Origin of the sequence: Bosea sp. NBC_00550, from assembly GCF_026020075.1 — a bacterium.
Taxonomy (GTDB): domain Bacteria; phylum Pseudomonadota; class Alphaproteobacteria; order Rhizobiales; family Beijerinckiaceae; genus Allobosea.
This window is the reverse complement of the sequence record NZ_CP102772.1, coordinates 5230721-5249418: the sequence shown is the minus strand read 5'-3', so window position 1 is coordinate 5249418 and position 18698 is coordinate 5230721. Positions and strand designations below refer to the sequence as shown.

At 67.2% G+C, this 18698-nt stretch carries 16 protein-coding genes and 1 tRNA gene; 6 read left to right on the top strand and 11 right to left on the bottom strand.

Features of this window, described 5'->3' with window-relative positions:
* Positions 1–127: 127 nt before the first annotated feature.
* From NWE53_RS24960 to NWE53_RS24950, 3 genes are all read right to left on the bottom strand, one after another.
* The gene (locus NWE53_RS24960; protein WP_265051991.1) at positions 128–382 is read right to left on the bottom strand and encodes a DUF6460 domain-containing protein; all 255 of its coding nucleotides are present in this window, start codon (positions 380–382) and stop codon (positions 128–130) included.
* Between the two features lie 286 nt (positions 383–668).
* Positions 669–1349, bottom strand: a complete 681-nt coding sequence (locus NWE53_RS24955) for a response regulator transcription factor (RefSeq protein WP_265051990.1) — start codon at positions 1347–1349, stop codon at positions 669–671.
* Positions 1350–1496: 147 nt separating this feature from the next.
* Positions 1497–3134, bottom strand: a complete 1638-nt coding sequence (locus tag NWE53_RS24950; protein WP_265051989.1) for a cisplatin damage response ATP-dependent DNA ligase — start codon at positions 3132–3134, stop codon at positions 1497–1499.
* 107 nt (positions 3135–3241) lie between these two features.
* Between NWE53_RS24950 and NWE53_RS24945 the strand changes: the two genes are divergently transcribed.
* Positions 3242–4018, top strand: a complete 777-nt coding sequence (locus NWE53_RS24945; RefSeq protein ID WP_265051988.1) for an SGNH/GDSL hydrolase family protein — start codon at positions 3242–3244, stop codon at positions 4016–4018.
* Positions 4019–4025: 7 nt separating this feature from the next.
* Here the strand turns inward: NWE53_RS24945 and NWE53_RS24940 are convergent, their stop codons facing one another.
* Positions 4026–5090, bottom strand: coding sequence for a ligase-associated DNA damage response exonuclease (locus NWE53_RS24940; protein WP_442865060.1), 1065 nt, complete (start codon positions 5088–5090; stop codon positions 4026–4028).
* Between the two features lie 29 nt (positions 5091–5119).
* On the opposite strand from NWE53_RS24940, the gene NWE53_RS24935 reads away from it, so the two are divergent.
* The 5 genes from NWE53_RS24935 (at position 5120) to NWE53_RS24915 (ending at position 10222) form a co-directional block, all read left to right on the top strand.
* Positions 5120–6079 carry a methyltransferase domain-containing protein gene (locus tag NWE53_RS24935; protein WP_265051986.1) on the top strand — a complete coding sequence of 320 codons (960 nt, stop codon included), beginning with the start codon at positions 5120–5122 and terminating at the stop codon, positions 6077–6079.
* Between the two features lie 230 nt (positions 6080–6309).
* Complete coding sequence (locus NWE53_RS24930; protein WP_265051985.1) at positions 6310–8796, top strand: ligase-associated DNA damage response DEXH box helicase; 2487 nt, start codon at positions 6310–6312, stop codon at positions 8794–8796.
* Positions 8793–9497, top strand: coding sequence for a ligase-associated DNA damage response endonuclease PdeM (pdeM, locus tag NWE53_RS24925; RefSeq protein ID WP_442864900.1), 705 nt, complete (start codon positions 8793–8795; stop codon positions 9495–9497). The genes NWE53_RS24930 and pdeM overlap by 4 nt, the downstream gene beginning before the upstream one ends.
* A gap of 112 nt (positions 9498–9609) precedes the next feature.
* Positions 9610–9684 (top strand) — tRNA-Thr (locus NWE53_RS24920).
* 148 nt (positions 9685–9832) lie between these two features.
* Positions 9833–10222: a RidA family protein gene (locus tag NWE53_RS24915; protein ID WP_265051984.1), complete on the top strand. Its 390-nt coding sequence runs from the start codon at positions 9833–9835 to the stop codon at positions 10220–10222.
* A gap of 57 nt (positions 10223–10279) precedes the next feature.
* On the opposite strand, the gene NWE53_RS24910 is transcribed toward NWE53_RS24915, so the two are convergent.
* The 7 genes from NWE53_RS24910 to NWE53_RS24880 all read right to left on the bottom strand — a co-directional run bounded on the left by NWE53_RS24910 (position 10280) and on the right by NWE53_RS24880 (position 18639).
* Positions 10280–10891 carry an ankyrin repeat domain-containing protein gene (locus NWE53_RS24910; protein WP_442865059.1) on the bottom strand — a complete coding sequence of 204 codons (612 nt, stop codon included), beginning with the start codon at positions 10889–10891 and terminating at the stop codon, positions 10280–10282.
* 208 nt (positions 10892–11099) lie between these two features.
* Positions 11100–11990, bottom strand: coding sequence for a DMT family transporter (locus NWE53_RS24905; RefSeq protein ID WP_265051983.1), 891 nt, complete (start codon positions 11988–11990; stop codon positions 11100–11102).
* The gene (locus tag NWE53_RS24900) at positions 11987–13276 is read right to left on the bottom strand and encodes an ArgE/DapE family deacylase (protein WP_265051982.1); all 1290 of its coding nucleotides are present in this window, start codon (positions 13274–13276) and stop codon (positions 11987–11989) included. The genes NWE53_RS24905 and NWE53_RS24900 overlap by 4 nt, the downstream gene beginning before the upstream one ends.
* A 60-nt stretch (positions 13277–13336) precedes the next feature.
* A complete protein-coding gene (locus NWE53_RS24895) occupies positions 13337–14944 on the bottom strand; it encodes an ABC transporter ATP-binding protein (protein WP_265051981.1) in 1608 nt (535 codons plus the stop codon).
* On the bottom strand, positions 14941–15777 hold the full coding sequence (locus tag NWE53_RS24890) for an ABC transporter permease (protein WP_331489860.1): 837 nt from the start codon (positions 15775–15777) through the stop codon (positions 14941–14943). Before NWE53_RS24890 ends, NWE53_RS24895 begins: the two co-directional genes overlap by 4 nt.
* Before the next feature lie 154 nt (positions 15778–15931).
* Positions 15932–16909 carry an ABC transporter permease gene (locus tag NWE53_RS24885; protein ID WP_265051980.1) on the bottom strand — a complete coding sequence of 326 codons (978 nt, stop codon included), beginning with the start codon at positions 16907–16909 and terminating at the stop codon, positions 15932–15934.
* Between the two features lie 158 nt (positions 16910–17067).
* A complete protein-coding gene (locus tag NWE53_RS24880; protein WP_265051979.1) occupies positions 17068–18639 on the bottom strand; it encodes an ABC transporter substrate-binding protein in 1572 nt (523 codons plus the stop codon).
* Positions 18640–18698 lie beyond the last annotated feature (59 nt).

The window sequence follows — 18698 nt, the reverse complement described above, 5'->3', positions numbered from 1 at the left end:
ATGCACCCGGTCGAGAGGATGCCGACAGCGATCGCCAACACAAGTCAGGGCATCGGCTCTGGGTTCCGGGCTCATTGCTGCGCAATGCCCCAGAAAGACGGCGTGGTTCCAGCGGAAGATGACGAGTTCACTTCCGCGCCGCGAAGAGCCGCATCAGCAGCCAGAGCGGCACGACGATCAGCGCGCCGGCGATGATCCACTGCCCGACCTCGCGCACCGCGCCGAAGCCGAGCCCCGTGATCGAGCGGATGAAGCGTGCGGCCGCCTCATAGAGGCTCTGCGGCGACAGGCCTAGGAAGGCCAGGGCGGCCCCGACCAGCAGCGAGATGAAGATCAGGCGGACGAGGACGCTGAGGGGCGAGCCGCCGATAAACCGTTCCATGGAAGCGTTGGCCATCCTGTTGCGCCCCGTACATTCCGAGGCGCTTCGCGCTGTCTTAACCTGAAACAGGCTGCGCTTGAATGGCGCCTGAACGCTGTCCTTGATTTCCCGGAAACAGCACTGCCCGCATGAAACGCGGGTCATCCCGGACGCAGCGAAGCGGAGATCCGGGATCCATGCCTGAACCTCGTTTGGAAGCGCTCCGGAATGGATCCCGGGTCTCCCTGCGGTCGTCCGGGATGACCCGCCTGGTTCTCGAAGGTAGCTGACTATCTGGAAACGATCATCAGACGGTCGCCGAGGCCCCCGCCGTCGCCCATGCGGTGCCGGCGATCTTCGACGCGGCGATGACCGCCTGCGTGCGGCTGTCGACGTCGAGCTTGGTCAGGATCGCCGAGACATGGGCCTTCACCGTCGCCTCGGAAACACCGAGCTCGTAGGCGATCTGCTTGTTGAGCAGCCCTTCCGACAACATCATCAGCACGCGCACCTGCTGCGGCGTCAGCGTCGACATGCGGCGGACCATGTCGGCGATCTCGGCATCGACAGGCGCGGTCAGATCGACGCCCGGCGGGGTCCAGACCCCGCCATCGAGCACGGCGCGGATCGCCTCGCCCATCTGCGCGACATCGGCGGTCTTCGGCAGGAAGCCGAGGGCGCCGAACTCGATGCAGCGGCGAATCACCGCCGGGTCGTCATTGGCTGAGACGACGATCACCGGAATCTCGGGATGGTCGGCGCGCAAAAAGAGCAGGCCGGAGAAGCCCTGCACGCCGGGCATGGTCAGATCGAGCAGGACGAGGTCGGCGTCGCCGCCGCTCGCCAGCGCCTCGGTCAGAGCTTCGAGCGAGCCGACCTCGCTGACCTCGGCACCGCCGATCGCATGAGATACGGCCTGGCGCAGCGCGCCGCGAAACAGCGGATGGTCGTCCGCGATGACGATCCGCGTCGAAGGCTGCTTGCTCATCGCCACCACTCCCTAAGCCGGCATCGGCTCTGTCCGAAAACCGTATTCCACTTTTCGGGCCGATGCCCTTGTCCGGCCCGCGCATTTTGCCCCAGGCAGGGAACTCACCACAAGCATCGACAGCGCAAGGCTGCAACCCATTGCGGCTCAGCCATTGGTCGGCAGCATCGCTTCCAGTACCTCGATATGGTCGGCTTCGCGCGGCGGCTTGTCCCAGCGAATGCGGTTGATCCGGGGAAAGCGCATGGCAAGCCCCGACTTGTGCCGCGTCGAGCGCTGCAGTCCTTCGAAAGCGACCTCGAAAACCAAGCCGGCATGCGCCTCATGCGTAACCTCGCGCACCGGGCCGAAGCGGTTCAGCGTGTTCTTGCGGACGTATTTGTCGATCTCGATCAGCTCCTCGTCGGTGAAACCGAAATAGGCCTTGCCCACCGGCACGAGCTCTTCGCCACCATCCTCGCCCACACGCCAGACGCCGAAGGTGTAGTCGGAATAGAAGGAGGAGCGCTTGCCGTGGCCGCGCTGGGCATACATCAGCACGCAATCGACGAGCCGCGCATCGCGCTTCCATTTCCACCAATAGCCCTTGGGACGGCCGGGCAGATAGGGGGAATCGCGCCGTTTGATCATGCAGCCCTCGACCGCCTCGGCATCGGCGCCCGCCCCGGCGGAGGCCGGATCGGCGCGAGCCCCCGTCAGCTCATCCCAGGACGTGAAGGGGATCACCGGAGACAGGTCGAAGCGGATGCTGGCAAGACGGGACAGGAAGGCTTCGAGGCGCTTGCGCCGCTCTTCCAGCGGGAGATGGCGAATATCCTCCTCGCCGTCGACCAGGAGGTCGTAGACGCGGATATGTGCGGGGAACTCGCCCAGCATCTTCGGCGTGACGGTCTTGCGGTTCAGGCGCTGCTGCAGCGTGTTGAAGCTCTGCACGGCGCTTTCGCGCATCACCAGCAACTCGCCGTCCAGTGCGCCGTCCTGCGTCAGCTCATCGACGAGATCGGGAAAGGCGCCGGCGATATCCTCGCCGGTGCGCGAATAGAGCCGGGTCAGCCGCGTGCCGTCCGCTTTGACGCCACTGACGGCCTGGACGCGGATGCCGTCCCATTTCCATTCGGCTGAGAAGTCGGCCGGGTCGAGCTTGTCGAAATCGCCATCCTCGATCGGATGGGACAGCATGACCGGACGGAACGGCGCGGGATCGCGCGCCTCCGGTCGCGGCCCTCTGCCCTCGAGCCAAGCAAAAAGCTCGGTGTAGGGCGGCTCAAGCCCGTGCCAGACCTGCTCGACCTCATCGGCAGGCACCCCGCCGAGGTTCGCCGCCGCCGTCTTGGCGAGGCGGGCGGAGACGCCGATGCGTAAGCTCCCGGTGATCAGCTTGAGCAGCGCCCAGCGGCCGGTCTCGTCGAGCGCATCGAGCCAGGAGGCGACGAGGCGCGGCAGGTCGGTCTTGCCGGCCTCGCGCAGGCTCTCGACCACCTCCGGCAGATGCGGCACCGCGTTAGTGCCGTGCCGCGCCGGCCACATCAGCGCGACCGTCTCCGAGAGGTCGCCGACATAGTCATAGGACAGGGCGAACAGCACAGGGTCGGTCCGCTCGGCGATCAACGCGCGGATCAGCCCGGCCTTGGCATTGCGGAAGACGAGCCCGCCGGTCATCGCCGCCAGCGCATAGCCGCGATCGGGGTCGGGCGTCGTGCGCAGATAGTCGGCGATCAGCGCCAGCTTGGCGTTGCGGCGCGGCTCATAGGCGAGACGATCGAGCAGCCAGGCGAAGCGGTTCATGCTGTCGCACCCACGCAACACTGCGCCCGTTCGGATTTGTTGCACCGCATCGTTCAGATACCGTTCATGAAGCAAACCTTAACAGCGGCATGGTAGCCAGGAGACAGATGCCGATGCGTGCCGCGATGCGGTTCCTTGCCTTGCCGGTCATCGCTGCAGCGCTTTCGGTAGGAGCCCCCGCACTGGCGGCCGGCTTTTCCTGCCGCGAGACGCCGATCATGCGCTCGAACGCTACGCTCGCGCCGCTCTCCACCAAGGTCGCGCAGGGCCAGACGCTCGCGATCCTCGCCATCGGCTCCTCCTCCACGGAAGGCGTCGGCGCCAGCGCCAAGGACAGGACCTATCCTGCCCGTTTGCAGGCGCTGCTTGCCAAGGCCTGGCCGAAATCCAAGATCGAGATCGTCAATGCCGGCATCGGCGGCGAGACCGCGCCGCAGACGCTCGCGCGGCTCAGGGCAGCGCTCACCGAGCGCCATTACGATCTGGTGATCTGGCAGGTCGGCACGAACGACGCCGTCAAGGGCGGCGACCTCGATGTCTTCAAGGCGATGGTCAACGACGGCATCGCCCTGGTGCGCAATGCCGGCCCGGCGCTGACGATCCTCGATCCGCAGTATTTCCCCTCGGTGAAGGACCCGGAGCGCTACGCCGCCTATGTCGCCGCCGTCGGCGAGACGGCGCGGCGCGAGAACGTGCCGGTCTTCTCCCGCTACGAGACCATGACGGAGTGGCACCGCGCCGATGCCGAGGCGTTCAAGGCCGCGCTCTGGACGGACGGCTTCCACATGAGCGATGCGGGCTATGACTGCCTCGCCCGCGACATGGCGAATGCGATGGTCGGCATGGCCGCGCCGAGCCGCTCGGTCATGGCGCAGTCGCGCTGATCGGGGCTCAGACGGCCGGCGCATCGGCGGCCTCCTCGACCGGGTCCGCCTCGCCCTCGTCGCCATAACCGACGAGATGCAGCGGCTTGGCCTTCAGGCCCGCCGTGCCGCACCAGTGGACGAGCGCCTCCGCCTCGCCATGCGTCACCCAGATCTCGCCGGCCTGCACCTCGCGGATCGTCGCGAGCAGATCGTCCCAATCGGCGTGATCGGAAATGACGAGCGGCAGCTCGACGCCCTTCTGGCGCGCCCTGGCGCGGATTCGCATCCAGCCCGAGGCGAAGGCCGTGACGGGATCCGGAAAGCGGCGCGCCCATAGGTCCTGCGTCGCGCTCGGCGGGCAGATCACGATCTCGCCGCCCAGCGCCTTGCGATCCTCGCCTGCGACCTTGCGGATCTCGCCGAGCGGAATCCCCTCGGCCTGATAGAACTCGGTGATCTTCTCGACCGCGCCATGGATGTAGAGCGGCCGCTCGTAGCCGGCCTCGCGGATCAGCGCCATGACGCGCTGCGCCTTGCCGAGCGAATAGGCGCCGACGATATGCGTCCGCTCCGGGAAGAGCCTGACGGATTCGAGCAGCTTGGCTACCTCTCCCGCCGCCGACGGATGACGGAAGACAGGTAGGCCGAAGGTCGCCTCGGTGATGAAGATATCGCAGGGCATGACCTCGAAGGGTGCGCAGGTCGGGTCGCGCTCGCGCTTGTAATCGCCGGAAGCTACGATGCGCAGGCCGCGGCTCTCGACCGCGATCTGGGCCGAGCCAAGGACATGGCCCGCCGGCGCGAACCGGAAATCGACCTCACCGATGCGGATCGTCTCGCCGGGAACGGCGACCTGCTGCGAGCCGGTGAAGGCCTCGCCATAGCGCAGCGCCATGATCGCCAGCGTCTCGCGCGTCGCCAGCACGGCGCCGTGGCCGGCGCGGGCGTGATCTGAATGGCCGTGGGTGATCAGAGCCCGCGCCACGGGCCGGACGGGGTCGACATGGATGTCGGCTGGCGGGCAATAGAGCCCCGCCGGCGTCGGCAATAGCAATTCGGAGGGGCGCCAGCGGGCGCTTTGTCTGGCCAGCGTCACACTCCTCGGCTACATCGGTCGGTATGACCGATACAGGCTCGACCACGCATTTCGCCAGCTCCGGCGACCCCGTGCTCGACCGCCGCTATAGCTGGGCCGAGGCTGCGCTGCAGGACGGGGACGCGCAAGCGGCCGTCGAGATCCTCGACCAGACCCTGTCGCAGGCCTACCATTTCACCGCCGCTTGGCATCTCTACGGGCTGGCGCAGGAGGCGCTCGGCCACAAGGAGGACGCCGCGACGGCCTGGCGGCAATGCCTCGACCTCGATCCCGCCGATCATTTCGGCGCGCGGCTCGACCTCGCCCGCATCGGCGCGCTGCCTGCCGAGCAGGCGACCTCCGAGAACTTCTCCGGCGCGCTGTTCGACGCCTATGCCGACCGCTTCGACAGCCATCTCACCCAGACCCTGCACTACAACGCCCCCGAACTGTTGAAATCCGCGCTGGTCCGCTGCTGCAGCAACGCCGGCCGGCCCTTCCGGTTCGACATCGTCTACGATCTCGGCTGCGGCACCGGGCTGATGGGCGAAGCGATCCACGAGCAGAGCGGTTTCATCGCCGGCTGCGATCTCTCGCCGCGCATGATCGAGCGCGCACGGGTCAAGACGGCCCCCGACGGAACGCCGCTTTACGACAAGCTTGCGGTCGCCGGGCTGACGAGCTTCCTCGCCAGCCGCCCGGATGCTTCCGCCGATCTCGTGGTGGCTGCCGACGTCTTCGTCTATCTCGGCGAACTCGCGCCCTGTTTCGCCCAGAGCGCGCGGGTGCTGGAACCGGGCGGTCTCCTCGCCTTCACGGTGCAGAGCCATGACGGCGAAGGCGTGGTCGTCGGCGGGGATCGGCGGTTCGCGCATGCGGAGGCTTGGCTGAAGCAGAGGCTGGATGAAGCGGGCCTTGCCCCCCTACTCATCGAGCCCGCCAGCACGCGGCAGGATCGCGGCTCGCCCGTGCCGGGGCTGCTGGTCGTGGCGGAGCGACGCTGAGGATTTCGCCTCAAGGCGGGAATATGGGAGACCCGGCCGCAAAGGGGGGTTCGCGACCGGGCCAGCTCCATATGCGGCTTTGAGGAGGAGCCTGACCTCGCTCGGGATACGCCGGCGCCACGCCATTGGATGCAGCGGGGAGCGAGATATTCGGCCGTCTGCGCCCTCGGGCATGACGGCCGCGTCATTCCCCTTTCGTTCTCCCACGCTCCGTCCTATCTCTGGAGTGCATGGCCGCTCCGTCCCCGCTCCCTCCCGCCTTCGAGGCCTGGTTTACTGGGCGCGGCTGGAGCGTGCGGCCGCATCAGCTCGCGCTGCTGGAGGAAGCCCGCGCCGGACGCTCGACGCTGCTGGTCGCGCCGACCGGTGCCGGCAAGACGCTCGCCGGTTTCCTGCCCTCGCTTGTCGAACTCAGCGAACGGGCTGGCCGGCATGACGGGTTGCACACGATTTACATCTCGCCGCTGAAGGCACTCGCCGTCGACATCGCCCGCAACCTCGAAGCGCCCGTGCGCGAGATGGGGCTGCCGATCACCATCGAAACCCGCACTGGCGACACCTCCGCCGCCAAGCGCACGCGCCAGATCCAGCGCCCGCCCGATATCCTGCTGACGACACCGGAGCAGTTGGCGCTCCTCGTCTCGCATCGCGACGCTGCACCCTTCTTCGCCAACCTTCGCCGCATCGTGCTCGACGAACTGCACGCGCTCGTCACCTCCAAGCGCGGCGACCTGCTCTCGCTCGACCTTGCCAGGCTCAAGGCGCTGGCACCGCAGGCCTCGGCCGTCGGCCTCTCGGCGACGGTACGCGAGCCCGCCGATCTCCAGCTTTATCTCGGCGGAGCCAAGACGCCCGCCGGGCTGGTCACCGTCGCGGGCGGCGCGAAGCCGCGCATCGGCATCCTCGACACGGAACGCCGCCTGCCTATCGCGGGGCATACGACGCTGCATGCGATGGCCGAAGTCTATCAGTCCATCCGCACGCACAAGCTGACGCTGGTCTTCGTCAACACGCGCATGCAGGCGGAATTCGCCTTCCAGGCGCTATGGAACCTCAACGACGACAACCTGCCGATCGCGCTGCATCACGGCTCGCTCGACGCCCAGCAGCGCCGCAAGGTCGAGGCCGCGATGGCGGATGGGCGCCTCAAGGCCGTGGTCTGCACCGCGACGCTCGACCTCGGCATCGACTGGGGCGATGTCGACCTCGTCGTCAACCTCGGCGCGCCGAAGGGGGCGAGCCGGCTGATCCAGCGCATCGGCCGCTCCAACCACCGCATGGACGAGCCCTCCGAAGCGCTGCTCGTGCCCTCCAACCGCTTCGAGCTGCTGGAGTGCCGCGCGGCCTTGGAAGCCGTGCACGAAGCCGCGCAGGACACGCCGCCGCCGCGCCTGGGCGCACTCGACGTACTCGCCCAGCACGTCCTCGGCGTCGCCTGCTCGGACGGGTTCGAGGCCGATGCGCTCTATGAGGAAGTCCGCACCGCCTCCCCTTATGCCGATCTCGCCCGCGCGGATTTCGACGCCGTCGTCAATTTCGTCGCCACCGGCGGCTATGCGCTGAAGAGCTATGAGCGCTTCGCCAAGCTGCGGCAGGACAAGACCGGCCTCTGGCGCGCCAGCCATGCCCGCGTCATCCAGCAATACCGCATGAATGTCGGCACCATCGTCGAGGCGGCGATGCTCAAGGTCCGGCTCGGACGTGCGCGCACGAGCCGGCCGGGCCAGCCCGGCACGATCACCCGAGGCGGGCGGATTCTCGGCGAGGTCGAGGAGTATTTCGCCGAGACCATGGTGCCCGGCGACACCTTCGTCTTCGCCGGCGAGGTGCTGCGCTTCGAGGGTATCGTCGAGAACGAGGCGGTCTGCTCGCGCGCAGCCGCCGGTACCGATCCGAAGGTTCCCTCCTATAACGGCGGCAAGTTCCCGCTCTCGACCTTCCTCGCCGCGCGCGTCCGCGCCATGCTGGCCTCGCCCCATCTCTGGAACACGCTGCCGGAGGAGGTCTCGGCCTGGCTGCATGCGCAGAAGCTGAAGTCACGAGTCCCCAAGCCCGGCGAGCTTCTGATCGAGACCTTTCCGCGCGGCGGGCGCTTCTATCTCGTCGCCTACCCGTTCGAGGGCCGCCTCGCCCACCAGACCCTCGGCATGCTGCTGACGCGGCGGCTGGAGCGGGCCCGGATGCGGCCGCTCGGCTTCGTCTGCAACGATTACGGCATGGCCTGCTGGACGCTCGCCGACATGTCCGCGGCGATCGCGCGCGGCGCCCTCAGCCTCGATGACCTGTTCGCGCAGGAAATGCTCGGCGACGACCTCGAGGAGTGGATGGCGGAATCGGCGCTGATGAAGCGCACGTTCCGGGCCTGCGCCATCATCGGCGGGCTGATCGAGCGGCGCTATCCGGGCCAGGAGAAGAGCGGCCGGCAGGTGACGATCTCGACCGACCTGGTCTATGACGTGCTGCGGCGGCACGAGCCCGACCACATCCTGCTGAAAGCCGCGCGCGCCGATGCGGCGACGGGCCTGCTCGACATTCGCCGGCTCGGTGAGATGCTGACACGAATCAGCGGCCGAGTCGTTCATCAGCCGCTCGACCATGTTTCGCCGCTCGGGGTCTCCGTGATGCTCGAGATCGGGCGCGAGGCGGTCTTTGGCGAGGCGGCGGATGAAATCCTGGCGGAGGCGGAGGCGATGCTGACCGAAGAGGCGATGGCGTGACGCTAGCACAGCGCATGACAGTGACGGAAGCGGCCTTCATGCTGGGCCGGCTCACGATCGTGCCCGATATCTCCGGCACGCTCTGGCTGCCGGAGGAGCGCACGCTCGTCGTCGCCGACCTGCATCTCGAGAAAGGCTCTGCCTATGCGGCGCGCGGCGTGATGCTGCCGCCCTATGATTCCACGGCGACACTGGCCGCGCTCACTGCTGCGATCCTGCGCCTGCAGCCGCGCTGCGTGATCGCGCTCGGCGACAGCTTTCATGATCGGCAGGCGGAGGAGCGGCTCGCGCCACAGAGCCTGGCTTCGCTGCGCCTGCTGCAGCAAGGCCGCGACTGGCTCTGGATCACCGGCAACCACGACCCCTCGATCAGCGCCCGCGTCGGCGGCGAGAGCGCGGGGGCGATCGCGCTTTCCGGTGTCACGCTGCGCCATGAGCCGAACCCCACCGAGACCGGATACGAGATCGCCGGCCATCTGCACCCCGCCGCCAAGGTGAGGATGCGCGGCCGGGGCCTGAGACGCCGCTGCTTCGCGCTGTCGCCGCGCCGTTGCGTGATGCCGGCGTTGGGCGCCTATGCCGGTGGCCTCAACCTGCGGGACGCAGCCTTCCGCCCGTTGTTCCGAGAAGGCCTGAGCGCGCATCTGCTCGGCGATGGCCGACTCTTCCGGATCGATCCACGATTATTGCTGCCGGATTGAGAGAGCGGGTTGCGCCCGCCCCGCGCATGTGGCATCAGGGCGCCGCTTCGGAACGACGCCCAGCGCCCGCAACCGCCTCAGAGCGACAGCGATGCGCCCGGCAGCCGGACCTGCTGCGGTAGCTCAGTGGTAGAGCACTCCATTGGTAATGGAGAGGTCGAGAGTTCAATCCTCTCTCGCAGCACCAGCTTCTCCTATCTCGCATTCCTGTATTCGAGCGCCGCAGGGCAGGTCTTATACGGCTGTGGCGGCCGAGCCTGGGCTGCCTTTTCCCGGCGTAAAGACGATCTCCATCTTTTGCCGCCACATGGCGGGAAACGACGACGGAGCTCGCCATGCCCAAACGCATCATTTCCTCGGACCGCGTCTACAAGGGCCGGCTGCCCTTCGCACAGGCGACAGTCGCCGGCGATTTCATGTTCGTCTGCTGCATCGGCACCGACCGGGACGGCAAGCTCGCCGTCGGCGATCCGCGGCGCCAGACCCAGCAATGCATCGACAACATCAAGGCGCTGCTCGAAGAGGCCGGCGGGAACCTCGCCGATGTCGTCAAATGCACCGTCTACGTCACCGACCGCGCTTATTGGGAACCGATGAACGAGGTCTATTTCGCCAATTTCGGGGAAGCCTCACCGCATCGGGTGTCCTGCATCGTCAACGGCCTCGGCTCGCCGGACTGTATCGTCGAGATCGATGCCACCGCCTATCTCGGCGAGAAGGCCTGAAAGGCCCGGCGGCGCGCCTTCAAGGCGGATAGACACGTAGCCGGTCTTCGTTTGCGCTCAGCGGGCACCGGCCGCGCGCAACATCTGCTCGATCTTGGCATAGCCGCGGCTGCGGGCATGCCGGAGCGGGGTGACGCCGTCGCGATCGGCCAGGTTCACATCGGCTCCGGCGGCGATCAGGTCCTTGACGATCTGCTGATGCGCCGGCCCTCCGTCACTGAGGATGATCGCCTCGAGCAGCCCGGTCCAGCCGAGATTGTTGACGTGGTCGACGGCCACGCCGGCCGCGAGCAGCGTGCGCACCGTCTCGACATGGCCGCGCTCGCAGGCCGGGATCAGCGCCGTGCCGCCATAGCGATTGGTGCTCTTCAGATCGGCTCCGTGAGACAGCGTCAGCTTGAGGATGGCGAGATGGCCGCTCGCGCCGGCATAGAGGTATGGGCTGTCGTTGATGGCGTCCTTCGCGTTGACGTCCGCTCCCGCCTCGATCAACGCCCTGGCGGCGTCGATGCGGTTTTCATGTGTGGCGACGAGAAGCGCCGTGCGGCCGCGCGCGTCGCGCCCGTCGATGGCGGCGCCACCGGCGAGAAGGCGCTTGATCGCCCCGACATCGTCGCGGGCCGCAGCGGCATGGAGGCTGGTGGCGGTCATGGTCTGTCCGAAGGCCATCTGCGGGCAGAATGCCAGCAGGAAAAGAAAAGCGACGATCTGCGACGGTTTGGACAATCCTTGTCCCCCTGGATGCGCGGACGGCATCGCGATGCGAGACGACGCCACCTTCAAATAGAACGTCACCCTTCATCCCAAAATTAAATATCCGGATGCTCTCCAGTGGCTTTGCGAATGGAGCACGCTGGCCGCAAGCTCGCTCTGTCCATCAGGCGCGGCGAGCCGGGATCATAATCGCGCCGGATGCCGCGACCACCAAAGCGAGTCCGAGCCAGTCTGTCGGCGTCGGCCGCTCGCCTAGCAGCAGCACCGAGCCGAGCACGCCGATGGCCGGAACCATCAGCGTGCCCAGGCTGGCGATGCCAGCCGGCAGCCGCGCCACCACCGTGAACCACAGGAAATAGGCTAGCGCCTGTGCGCCGACGATGTGGAAGCTCAGCGCCGCCAGCACGCGCGGCGAGAGCAACTTCGGCACGGGCACGCCCTCGAAGACGAGCATGCCGACACCGGCGACGAGGCCGCCGATCAGCAATTGCCAGGCGGCGATCGTCAGGGCCGGGGCAGAGACCGGCCAGCGCTTGGTCACGATCGTGCCGAGCGCCCAGCTCACCGCCGCGAACAAGGCGAGCATCAGGCCGAAGGAGAGCTGGCCGGCGGCGATCAGCGGCAGGCCGAGGCAGAGCAGGCCGGCGATGCCCAGCGCGAGACCGGCGAGACGCCTGGCGTCGAACGCTTCACCAAGGACGAGGCGGGCGAGCAGCGTCGCCCAGATCGGCATGGTGAAGGTCAGGATCGCGGCGCGCGATGTCGGCGCCGCGAGCTGCGCGAAGGCGAGCAGCACATTGAAGGCCGCGATCGAGAGAATGCCGGCGACAACGAGGCGCAGCCATTGTCCGCGCGGGACGGCGAGCGGCACGCCGCGCGCCAGGGCGACCGCGACGAGCACGAGGCCAGCGAAGCTCATGCCGGCAGCACGCAGAGTCCAAGGTGCGATCTCAGTGAGCGAGATGCGGACCGCGGGCCAGTTGAAGCCCCAGAGCAGCCCGAGCAGCGGGACGAGCAGCAGCGCCCGGCTCGGGCCGAGCCCCGGCCCGGTCAAGCTTCGAGGCTTTCGAGCCCGCACCATTCGGCGACGAAGAGCGCCATGGTGCCGGTGATGCGCTTCAGCGAGGCGAGGCTGACACGCTCGTCGAAGGCGTGGATGTTCTCCGAGATCGGGCCGTAGCAGAGCGCCGGGACCTTGTCGTAGAGCGCATAGACGCGGGTATCGAGATAGCCCGCCGTCATGAAGCTCTTCAGCGGCTGGCCGGTCGCGGCGGTATGGGCGCGACCAAGCACGGCCTCGGCTTCGCTGCCGGGCTCCAATACGTAGCCTTCCGCGTAGAAGCCGTTGAAGCCGACGCGTGGCGGGTTGTTGGCCAGGAACTTGTCGTTGCGGGCAAAGGCCAGCACGCAGGCCTCGATCCGCTTGGCCAGTTCCTCGGCGCTGACGCCGGGATAGAGGCCGATGCGGCAATCGAGCCGGCACCAGCACGGCACGGAGGAGGCCCAGTCGCCGCCCTCGATCTTGCCGACGTTCAGGTTGATCGGATGGGCGACATCCTCGAAATGCGGCCGGCCCACCTTCTCGCGGTTGAGCTCCTCTTCCAGCTCGCGCAGCGCAGCGATCACGCGATAGGCCGCGTCGATCGCGTTGGCGCCGGCGCCCATCTCGCGCACATGCACCGGCTTGCCGCGCACCTCGACCTGGAACCAGAGCACGCCCGTATTGGCGCGCACCAGCATCTCTTCCTCGGGTTCCGGGATCAGCACGGCATCGGCACGATAACCGCGCAGATGCGTCATCAGCGCGCCGTTGCCGGTCGATTCCTCCTCGACCACCGACTGCACATACACGGTCGCGGCCGGCTGCATGCCGATGCGCCTGAGCGCATCGAGGCAGGCCAGGTTGGCCGCGTGACCGGCCTTCATGTCGGCGCCGCCGCGGCCATAGAGCCAATCGCCCTCGATGACGGGATCGAAGGGCGGATGGGTCCATTGATCGGCCGGGCCGGTCGGCACCACGTCGACATGGGCCTGGAGGATGAGGGAGCGGCCCTTCTCCTCGCGCGGATGGTGAATGCCGACGACGATCGGCGCATCGGAATGCGTATCCGAGAAAGGCGCGCCGCCAGGATGGGCCGCGATCGCCTCGCGGTCCATGGCGAAGCGGTCCATGGTGAAGCCGCGCTGCTTCAAAGCGCGGAAGACGAAATCCTGAACCGTGTGTTCCTGCCCGCGCACGGAGCCGAAGCGGATCAGCTCCTGCGTATAGGCAACCTGCTGGTCGAAGCCCGCCTCGACGGCGGCCAGGATCTTGTCGCGAAGGGCGGGATCGAGCGGCATGGGCAGGCTCCGGCGCAGGGTGTCGCGGCCCGGACGATCCCAGCCGCGACGATATCTCGATTAGTGCCCGAAGCGCCCGCCGCCCGGCACTGCCGCCAGCAGCTGCCGCGTATACTCGTGCTGCGGGTCGGCGAAGAGCGCGGCGGTTGGGCCGGTCTCGACGATGCGCCCGCGCTGCATCACCGCGATGCGGTCGCAGATCTGTGCCGCGACGCGCAAATCGTGGGTGACGAAGAGAATGGCGAGGCCGAGCCGGGCCTGGATGTCCTTGATCAGCTTCAGGATCTGCGCCTGCACGGAGACGTCCAGCGCCGAGACCGCCTCGTCCGCGACCAGCACGTCAGGCTCGAGCGCGAGCGCCCTTGCGATGCCGACGCGCTGACGCTGGCCGCCGGAGAATTCATGAGGATAGCGATCGATCGCATTGGCGGAGAGGCCGACGAGCTCCAACAGCTCCTTCGCCCGCGCCAGGGCCTCCCGCCGCGACGTGCCATGGGCGACGGGGCCGTCCGAGATGATGCGGCCGACCGTCTGGCGCGGGTTGAGCGAGGCGAAAGGGTCCTGGAAGACCATCTGGATGCGCTTGCGCTGGCGGCGCAATTCGCGCGCGCTCAACTCGGAGAGCACGAGATTGCCGAGCGCGATCCGGCCGCGATCCGGCTCGATCAGGCGCAGGCAGCAGCGCCCGACGGTCGATTTGCCGGAACCGGACTCGCCGACAAGGCCGAGCGTCTCGCCGCGGACCAGCGAGAAGGAGATGTCGTCGGCCGCCTTGACCTCGCGCGCGACGCCGAAGAGCGAGCGCTTGCGATAGGTCTTGCCCAGCCCCTCGACGCTGATGACCGGCGCGGTGTCCGGCAACGGCGGGAGCTGCGCCGGCGTCAGCGAGGGCACGGCGGCGAGCAGCTTCTGCGTATAGGGGTGGCGGGCCGCACCCAGCACCTGATCGGCGGTGCCCTCCTCGACCAGCACGCCCTTCTCCAGCACGGCGATGCGGTCGGCAATCTCGGCGACGACGCCCATGTCATGGGTGATGAAGAGCACGGCGGTGCCGTGGCGGTGGCGCAGATTGTCGATGAGCTTGAGGATCTGCGCCTGCGTGGTGACGTCGAGCGCCGTGGTCGGCTCGTCGGCGATCAGGAGCTTGGGTTCCAATGCGAGCGCCATCGCAATCATGACACGCTGGCGCTGGCCGCCGGAGAGCTCGTGCGGATAGGCCTTGGCAAGGCGCGGCGGATCGGGCAGGCCGACCTCGGTCAGGAGATCGATGGCGCGGACCCGGCGCGTCGCCCGGTCGTGCAGGCCGTGGGCCTCGAAGGTCTCGACGATCTGGTCGGAGATGCGCATCACCGGGTTCAGCGAGGTCATCGGCTCCTGGAAGATCATGCCGACCTCGCGGCCGCGCACATCCTGCATCGCCTGTTCGTCGAGTGCGAGGAGATCGCGGCCGGCGAGCTTGATCGCTCCGGCTACGGGCTTCACCGCCTTGGGCAGCAGGCCCATCACGGCATGGGCGATCATCGACTTGCCGGAACCGGATTCGCCGACGACGCAGAGCGTCTCGCCCGGTTGGATGGCAAGCGAGATGTTCTCGACGGCATGGGCGCGGTCGGCCATCGCCGGCAGCGCCAGCGTCAGCCCTTCGATGGAGAGCGCGGGAGTGGTCATTCGCGTCCCCGTGCGAGGCGCGGATTGAGCGCGTCGTTCAGCCCCTCGCCGGCGAGGTTCAGCGCCAGCACCGTCAGGAAGATCGCGAGCCCGGGGAAGAAGCTGATCCACCATGCGTCGAGCAGGCGCGTGCGGCCGGCGCCGACCATATAGCCCCAGCTCATCAGGTTGGGATCGCCCAGCCCGAGGAAGGAGAGCGAGGATTCGAGCAGGATCGCCGAGCCGATCATCAGCGAGCCCATGACGATGATCGGTGCGATGGTATTGGGCAGCACCTGGCTGAAGATGATGCGCGGGGTCGACTGGCCGATGGTGACGGCCGCCTGGACATATTCGCGTGATCTCAGCGAAAGCACCTCCCCTCGCACCAGCCGCGCCACCGGCGGCCAGCTCACCACGCCGATCGCGAGCACGATCGAGCCGAGCTGCGGCTGCAGGATCGCGACCAGCACGATGGCGAGCGCGAAGGAGGGAATCGTCTGGAAGAACTCGGTGAAGCGCATCAACGCATCGTCGACGAAGCCCCCGGCATAGCCGGCGGCGGCGCCTAGCGGCACGCCGATCACCAGCGCGACCAGCGTCGAGACCACACCGATCATCAGTGAGACGCGGGCGCCATGGACGAGGCCCGCGGCGAGGTTGCGGCCGAGCGTGTCGGTGCCGAGCGGGAAGCGCTCCATGGTGAAGGGCGCGAGGAAGGGCCGCGCCACCGGGCGCCATGGCGATTGCGGATAGAGCGTCGGCGCCAGGATCGCGAAGGCGACCACGGCGAGCAGGATGACGATGCCGATGACGGCGCCGCGGTTGCGGACGAAACGCTTGAGGAAGTTCATCGCGACCTGCCTCCAGAGCCCTCATCCTGAGGAGCGCCGCAGGCGCGTCTCGAAGGATGATCCAGCGTGTTCCGGAGCCTTCTGAAGCATCCTTCGAGACGGCCCTGACGGGCCTCCTCAGGATGAGGGCTGAGGAAAACCGACATGAAGGCCATCATGCGTTCGCCTCGATGCGCGGATCGGCGATCCGGTAGACCAGATCTGTGAGGATGTTGAAGCCGACGACCATGGCCGAGGAGATGAAGAAGACGCCGAGCAGCACGGAATAGTCGCGCTGCACCAGCGCATCGAACATCAGCCGGCCGATGCCCGGCCAGGCGAAGACGGTCTCGGTCAGCACGGCGCCGCCGACGAGCTGGCCGGCCTGCAGACCGGCAAGCGTCACCACCGGCAGGATGGCGTTGCGCGCGACGTGCCGGCGCCAGACGCGGGATTGCGAGACGCCCTTCGCGCGGGCCGTCTTGACGAAGTCGGCGCCGGCCACCTCCAGCATCGAGGCGCGCATCATCCGGGCATAGAGCGCGGTGAAGAACAGGCCGAGCGTCAGCGACGGCAGGATAAGGTGCTGGGCGATGTCGAGCGCCCGCGCCAGGCCGGTATAGTTCGCGCCGATGGTCTCGTAGCCGACATTGGGGACGAGGCCGAGCTTCAGCGAGAAGACGATCTGGCTCATCAGCGCGATCCAGAACAGGGGCGTCGCGTAGAAGATCAGGGCCAGCGTGGTGATCAGGCTGTCGGACCATTTGCCGGCCCGGCGCGCGGCGAGCGCGCCCATCGCCGTGCCGACCACGAGCGAGACGAGGAAGGCCGCTCCCGTCAGCAGCAGCGTCGCCGGCAGGCGTTCCATGATCAGGTTCAGCACCGGCTGCTGCTGGCGATAGCTGAAGCCGAGATCAAAGGTGAGATAGCCCTTCAGATAGATCCAGAGCTGGGTCAGGAAGGGCTGGTCGAGGCCGAAGCGGGCGCGCAGCTGCTCGAGGAGCTGCGCATCGGCGGCCCCGGCCTCACCTGCGAGCACCTGCGCCGGATCGCCCGGCGCGGCGCGGATCAGCAGAAAATTCAGCACGGCGATCGCGAAGAGCACGAGAACGCCCTTCACGAGCCGGCCGGCGAGGAATTGTGCGAGATTCATAGGGTCTGGTCTTCAGCTCTCGATCCTGCTCGCCGGTCATCCCGGGCGGAGCGAAGCGAAGACCCGGGATCCATGCCGGAATGGTTCAGGCATGGATCCCGGATCAGCGCGACTTCGTCGCTTGTCCGGGATGACGGCTCCGCTGCGAACCTTCCCCGTCACTCCTTCCAGGCGTCGCGGAAGCCGTCGTTCACGCCGATGCCGGTGGTGACGAGGTTCTTGACATTGCAGCGATAGATGGTCGGGAAGTCCATCTCGAGCAGCCAGAGCACCGGCACATCCTCGACCAGGATCTTCTGGACCTTGGTGTAGAGCTCCTGCCGCGCCGCATCGGTCGATGCGATCGCCGCTTCCGCGAAGAGCTTGTCGACCTCGGGGTTCACATAGGCGCCCTGGTTGCCGAACGGATTGCCCTTGACGATGTTGGTCGAGATGTAGTTCCGGGCGACGCCGATCGCGGGGTCGCCGAGCTGGTAGAGGAAGTTGAAGGTCAGATCGAAATCGCCATTCGAGGCCTTCTGGGTCCAGCCGGGAACATCGGTCGTCTCGATCGCGACGTTGATGCCGGCATCGGCGAAGTTCTGCTTGATCGCCTCGGCCCAGCGGCTCCAGGTCTCGCCATAGGGCAGAGCCAGGATCTTGAGCGGCTCGCCCTTGTAGCCGGAGGCCTTGATCAGCTCCTTCGCCTTGGCGACGTCGTAAGTGTATTTCGGGACATCGGCCGAATAGAACCTCGTCTTCGATGAGATCGGGCCGGTCGGCAGCTTGCCGAGTCCATCCCAGACCACATCCTTCCCGAAGTCGCGATCGATCGCGTACATCATGCCCTGGCGGAACTGCTTGTTGGCGAGCGGCCCGCCCTTGGCGATGTTCACGGTGAGCCAGGCATGGGGTGCAAACATCTCCCAGCCCTTGGTCGTCACGCAGCTGTTGGGCAGCTTGGCGAGGCGCTTGACGTCGTAGACATCGACCGATCCGCCGGTCAGCACATCGACCTTGCCCGTCTCGTAGGCAACCGCGCGCGCGGCTGCATCGGGAATGATCTGCCAATAGATTTCGTCGAGGCTCGGCTTGTCCTTCAGCCAGTAGTCCTCGTTCCGCACGAGGTGGATGTAGGAACCCTTCTTCCATTCCTTGAGCTTGTAGGGGCCGGTGCCGATCGGCGTGTTGTTGGCCGGGTTCGCGCGATAGTCGCTGCCGTCATAGATATGCTTCGGGATCATCGGCGCGGAGGCGACCTCCTGCGTCATGACCATCGGGCCGAAGGGCTGCTTCAGCGTGATCTTGACGGTGAAGTCGTCGACCTTCTCGATCTTGTCGACCTGGGCGGTGACGATCGGGCGCCAGCGCGGATGGACGTCGCGCAGGAACTTGTCGAGGGTGAAGACGACGTCGTCGGCGGTGAAGGGCTTGCCGTCATGCCACTTCACGCCCTCCTGGAGCTTGAAGGTGTAGACCTTGGCGTCCGCAGAGACCTCCCAGCTCTTGGCGAGCGAGGGCTGTGGATTGAGCTTCTCGTCATAGCGCAGCAGCGATTCGTAGATGTTGCCCGCCACCATGTTGGTCGGGCCGTTCTGATTGAGGCCCTGCATCAGCATCGGCGGCTCGGGCTGGACCACGACATGCACCGTGCCGCCCTTCTTCGGCGCCTGGGCCTGCGCCACGCCGAGCGCAAGGAGCGACGCCGCCAGCGCCAGCCCCAATTTCAACCCCGTCATCCTGCGCGTCATCTGCCTGTCCCCTGCCTCGTATCGAGATCGTATCGTTTGTATCGTGTCGCGTAAGCGAT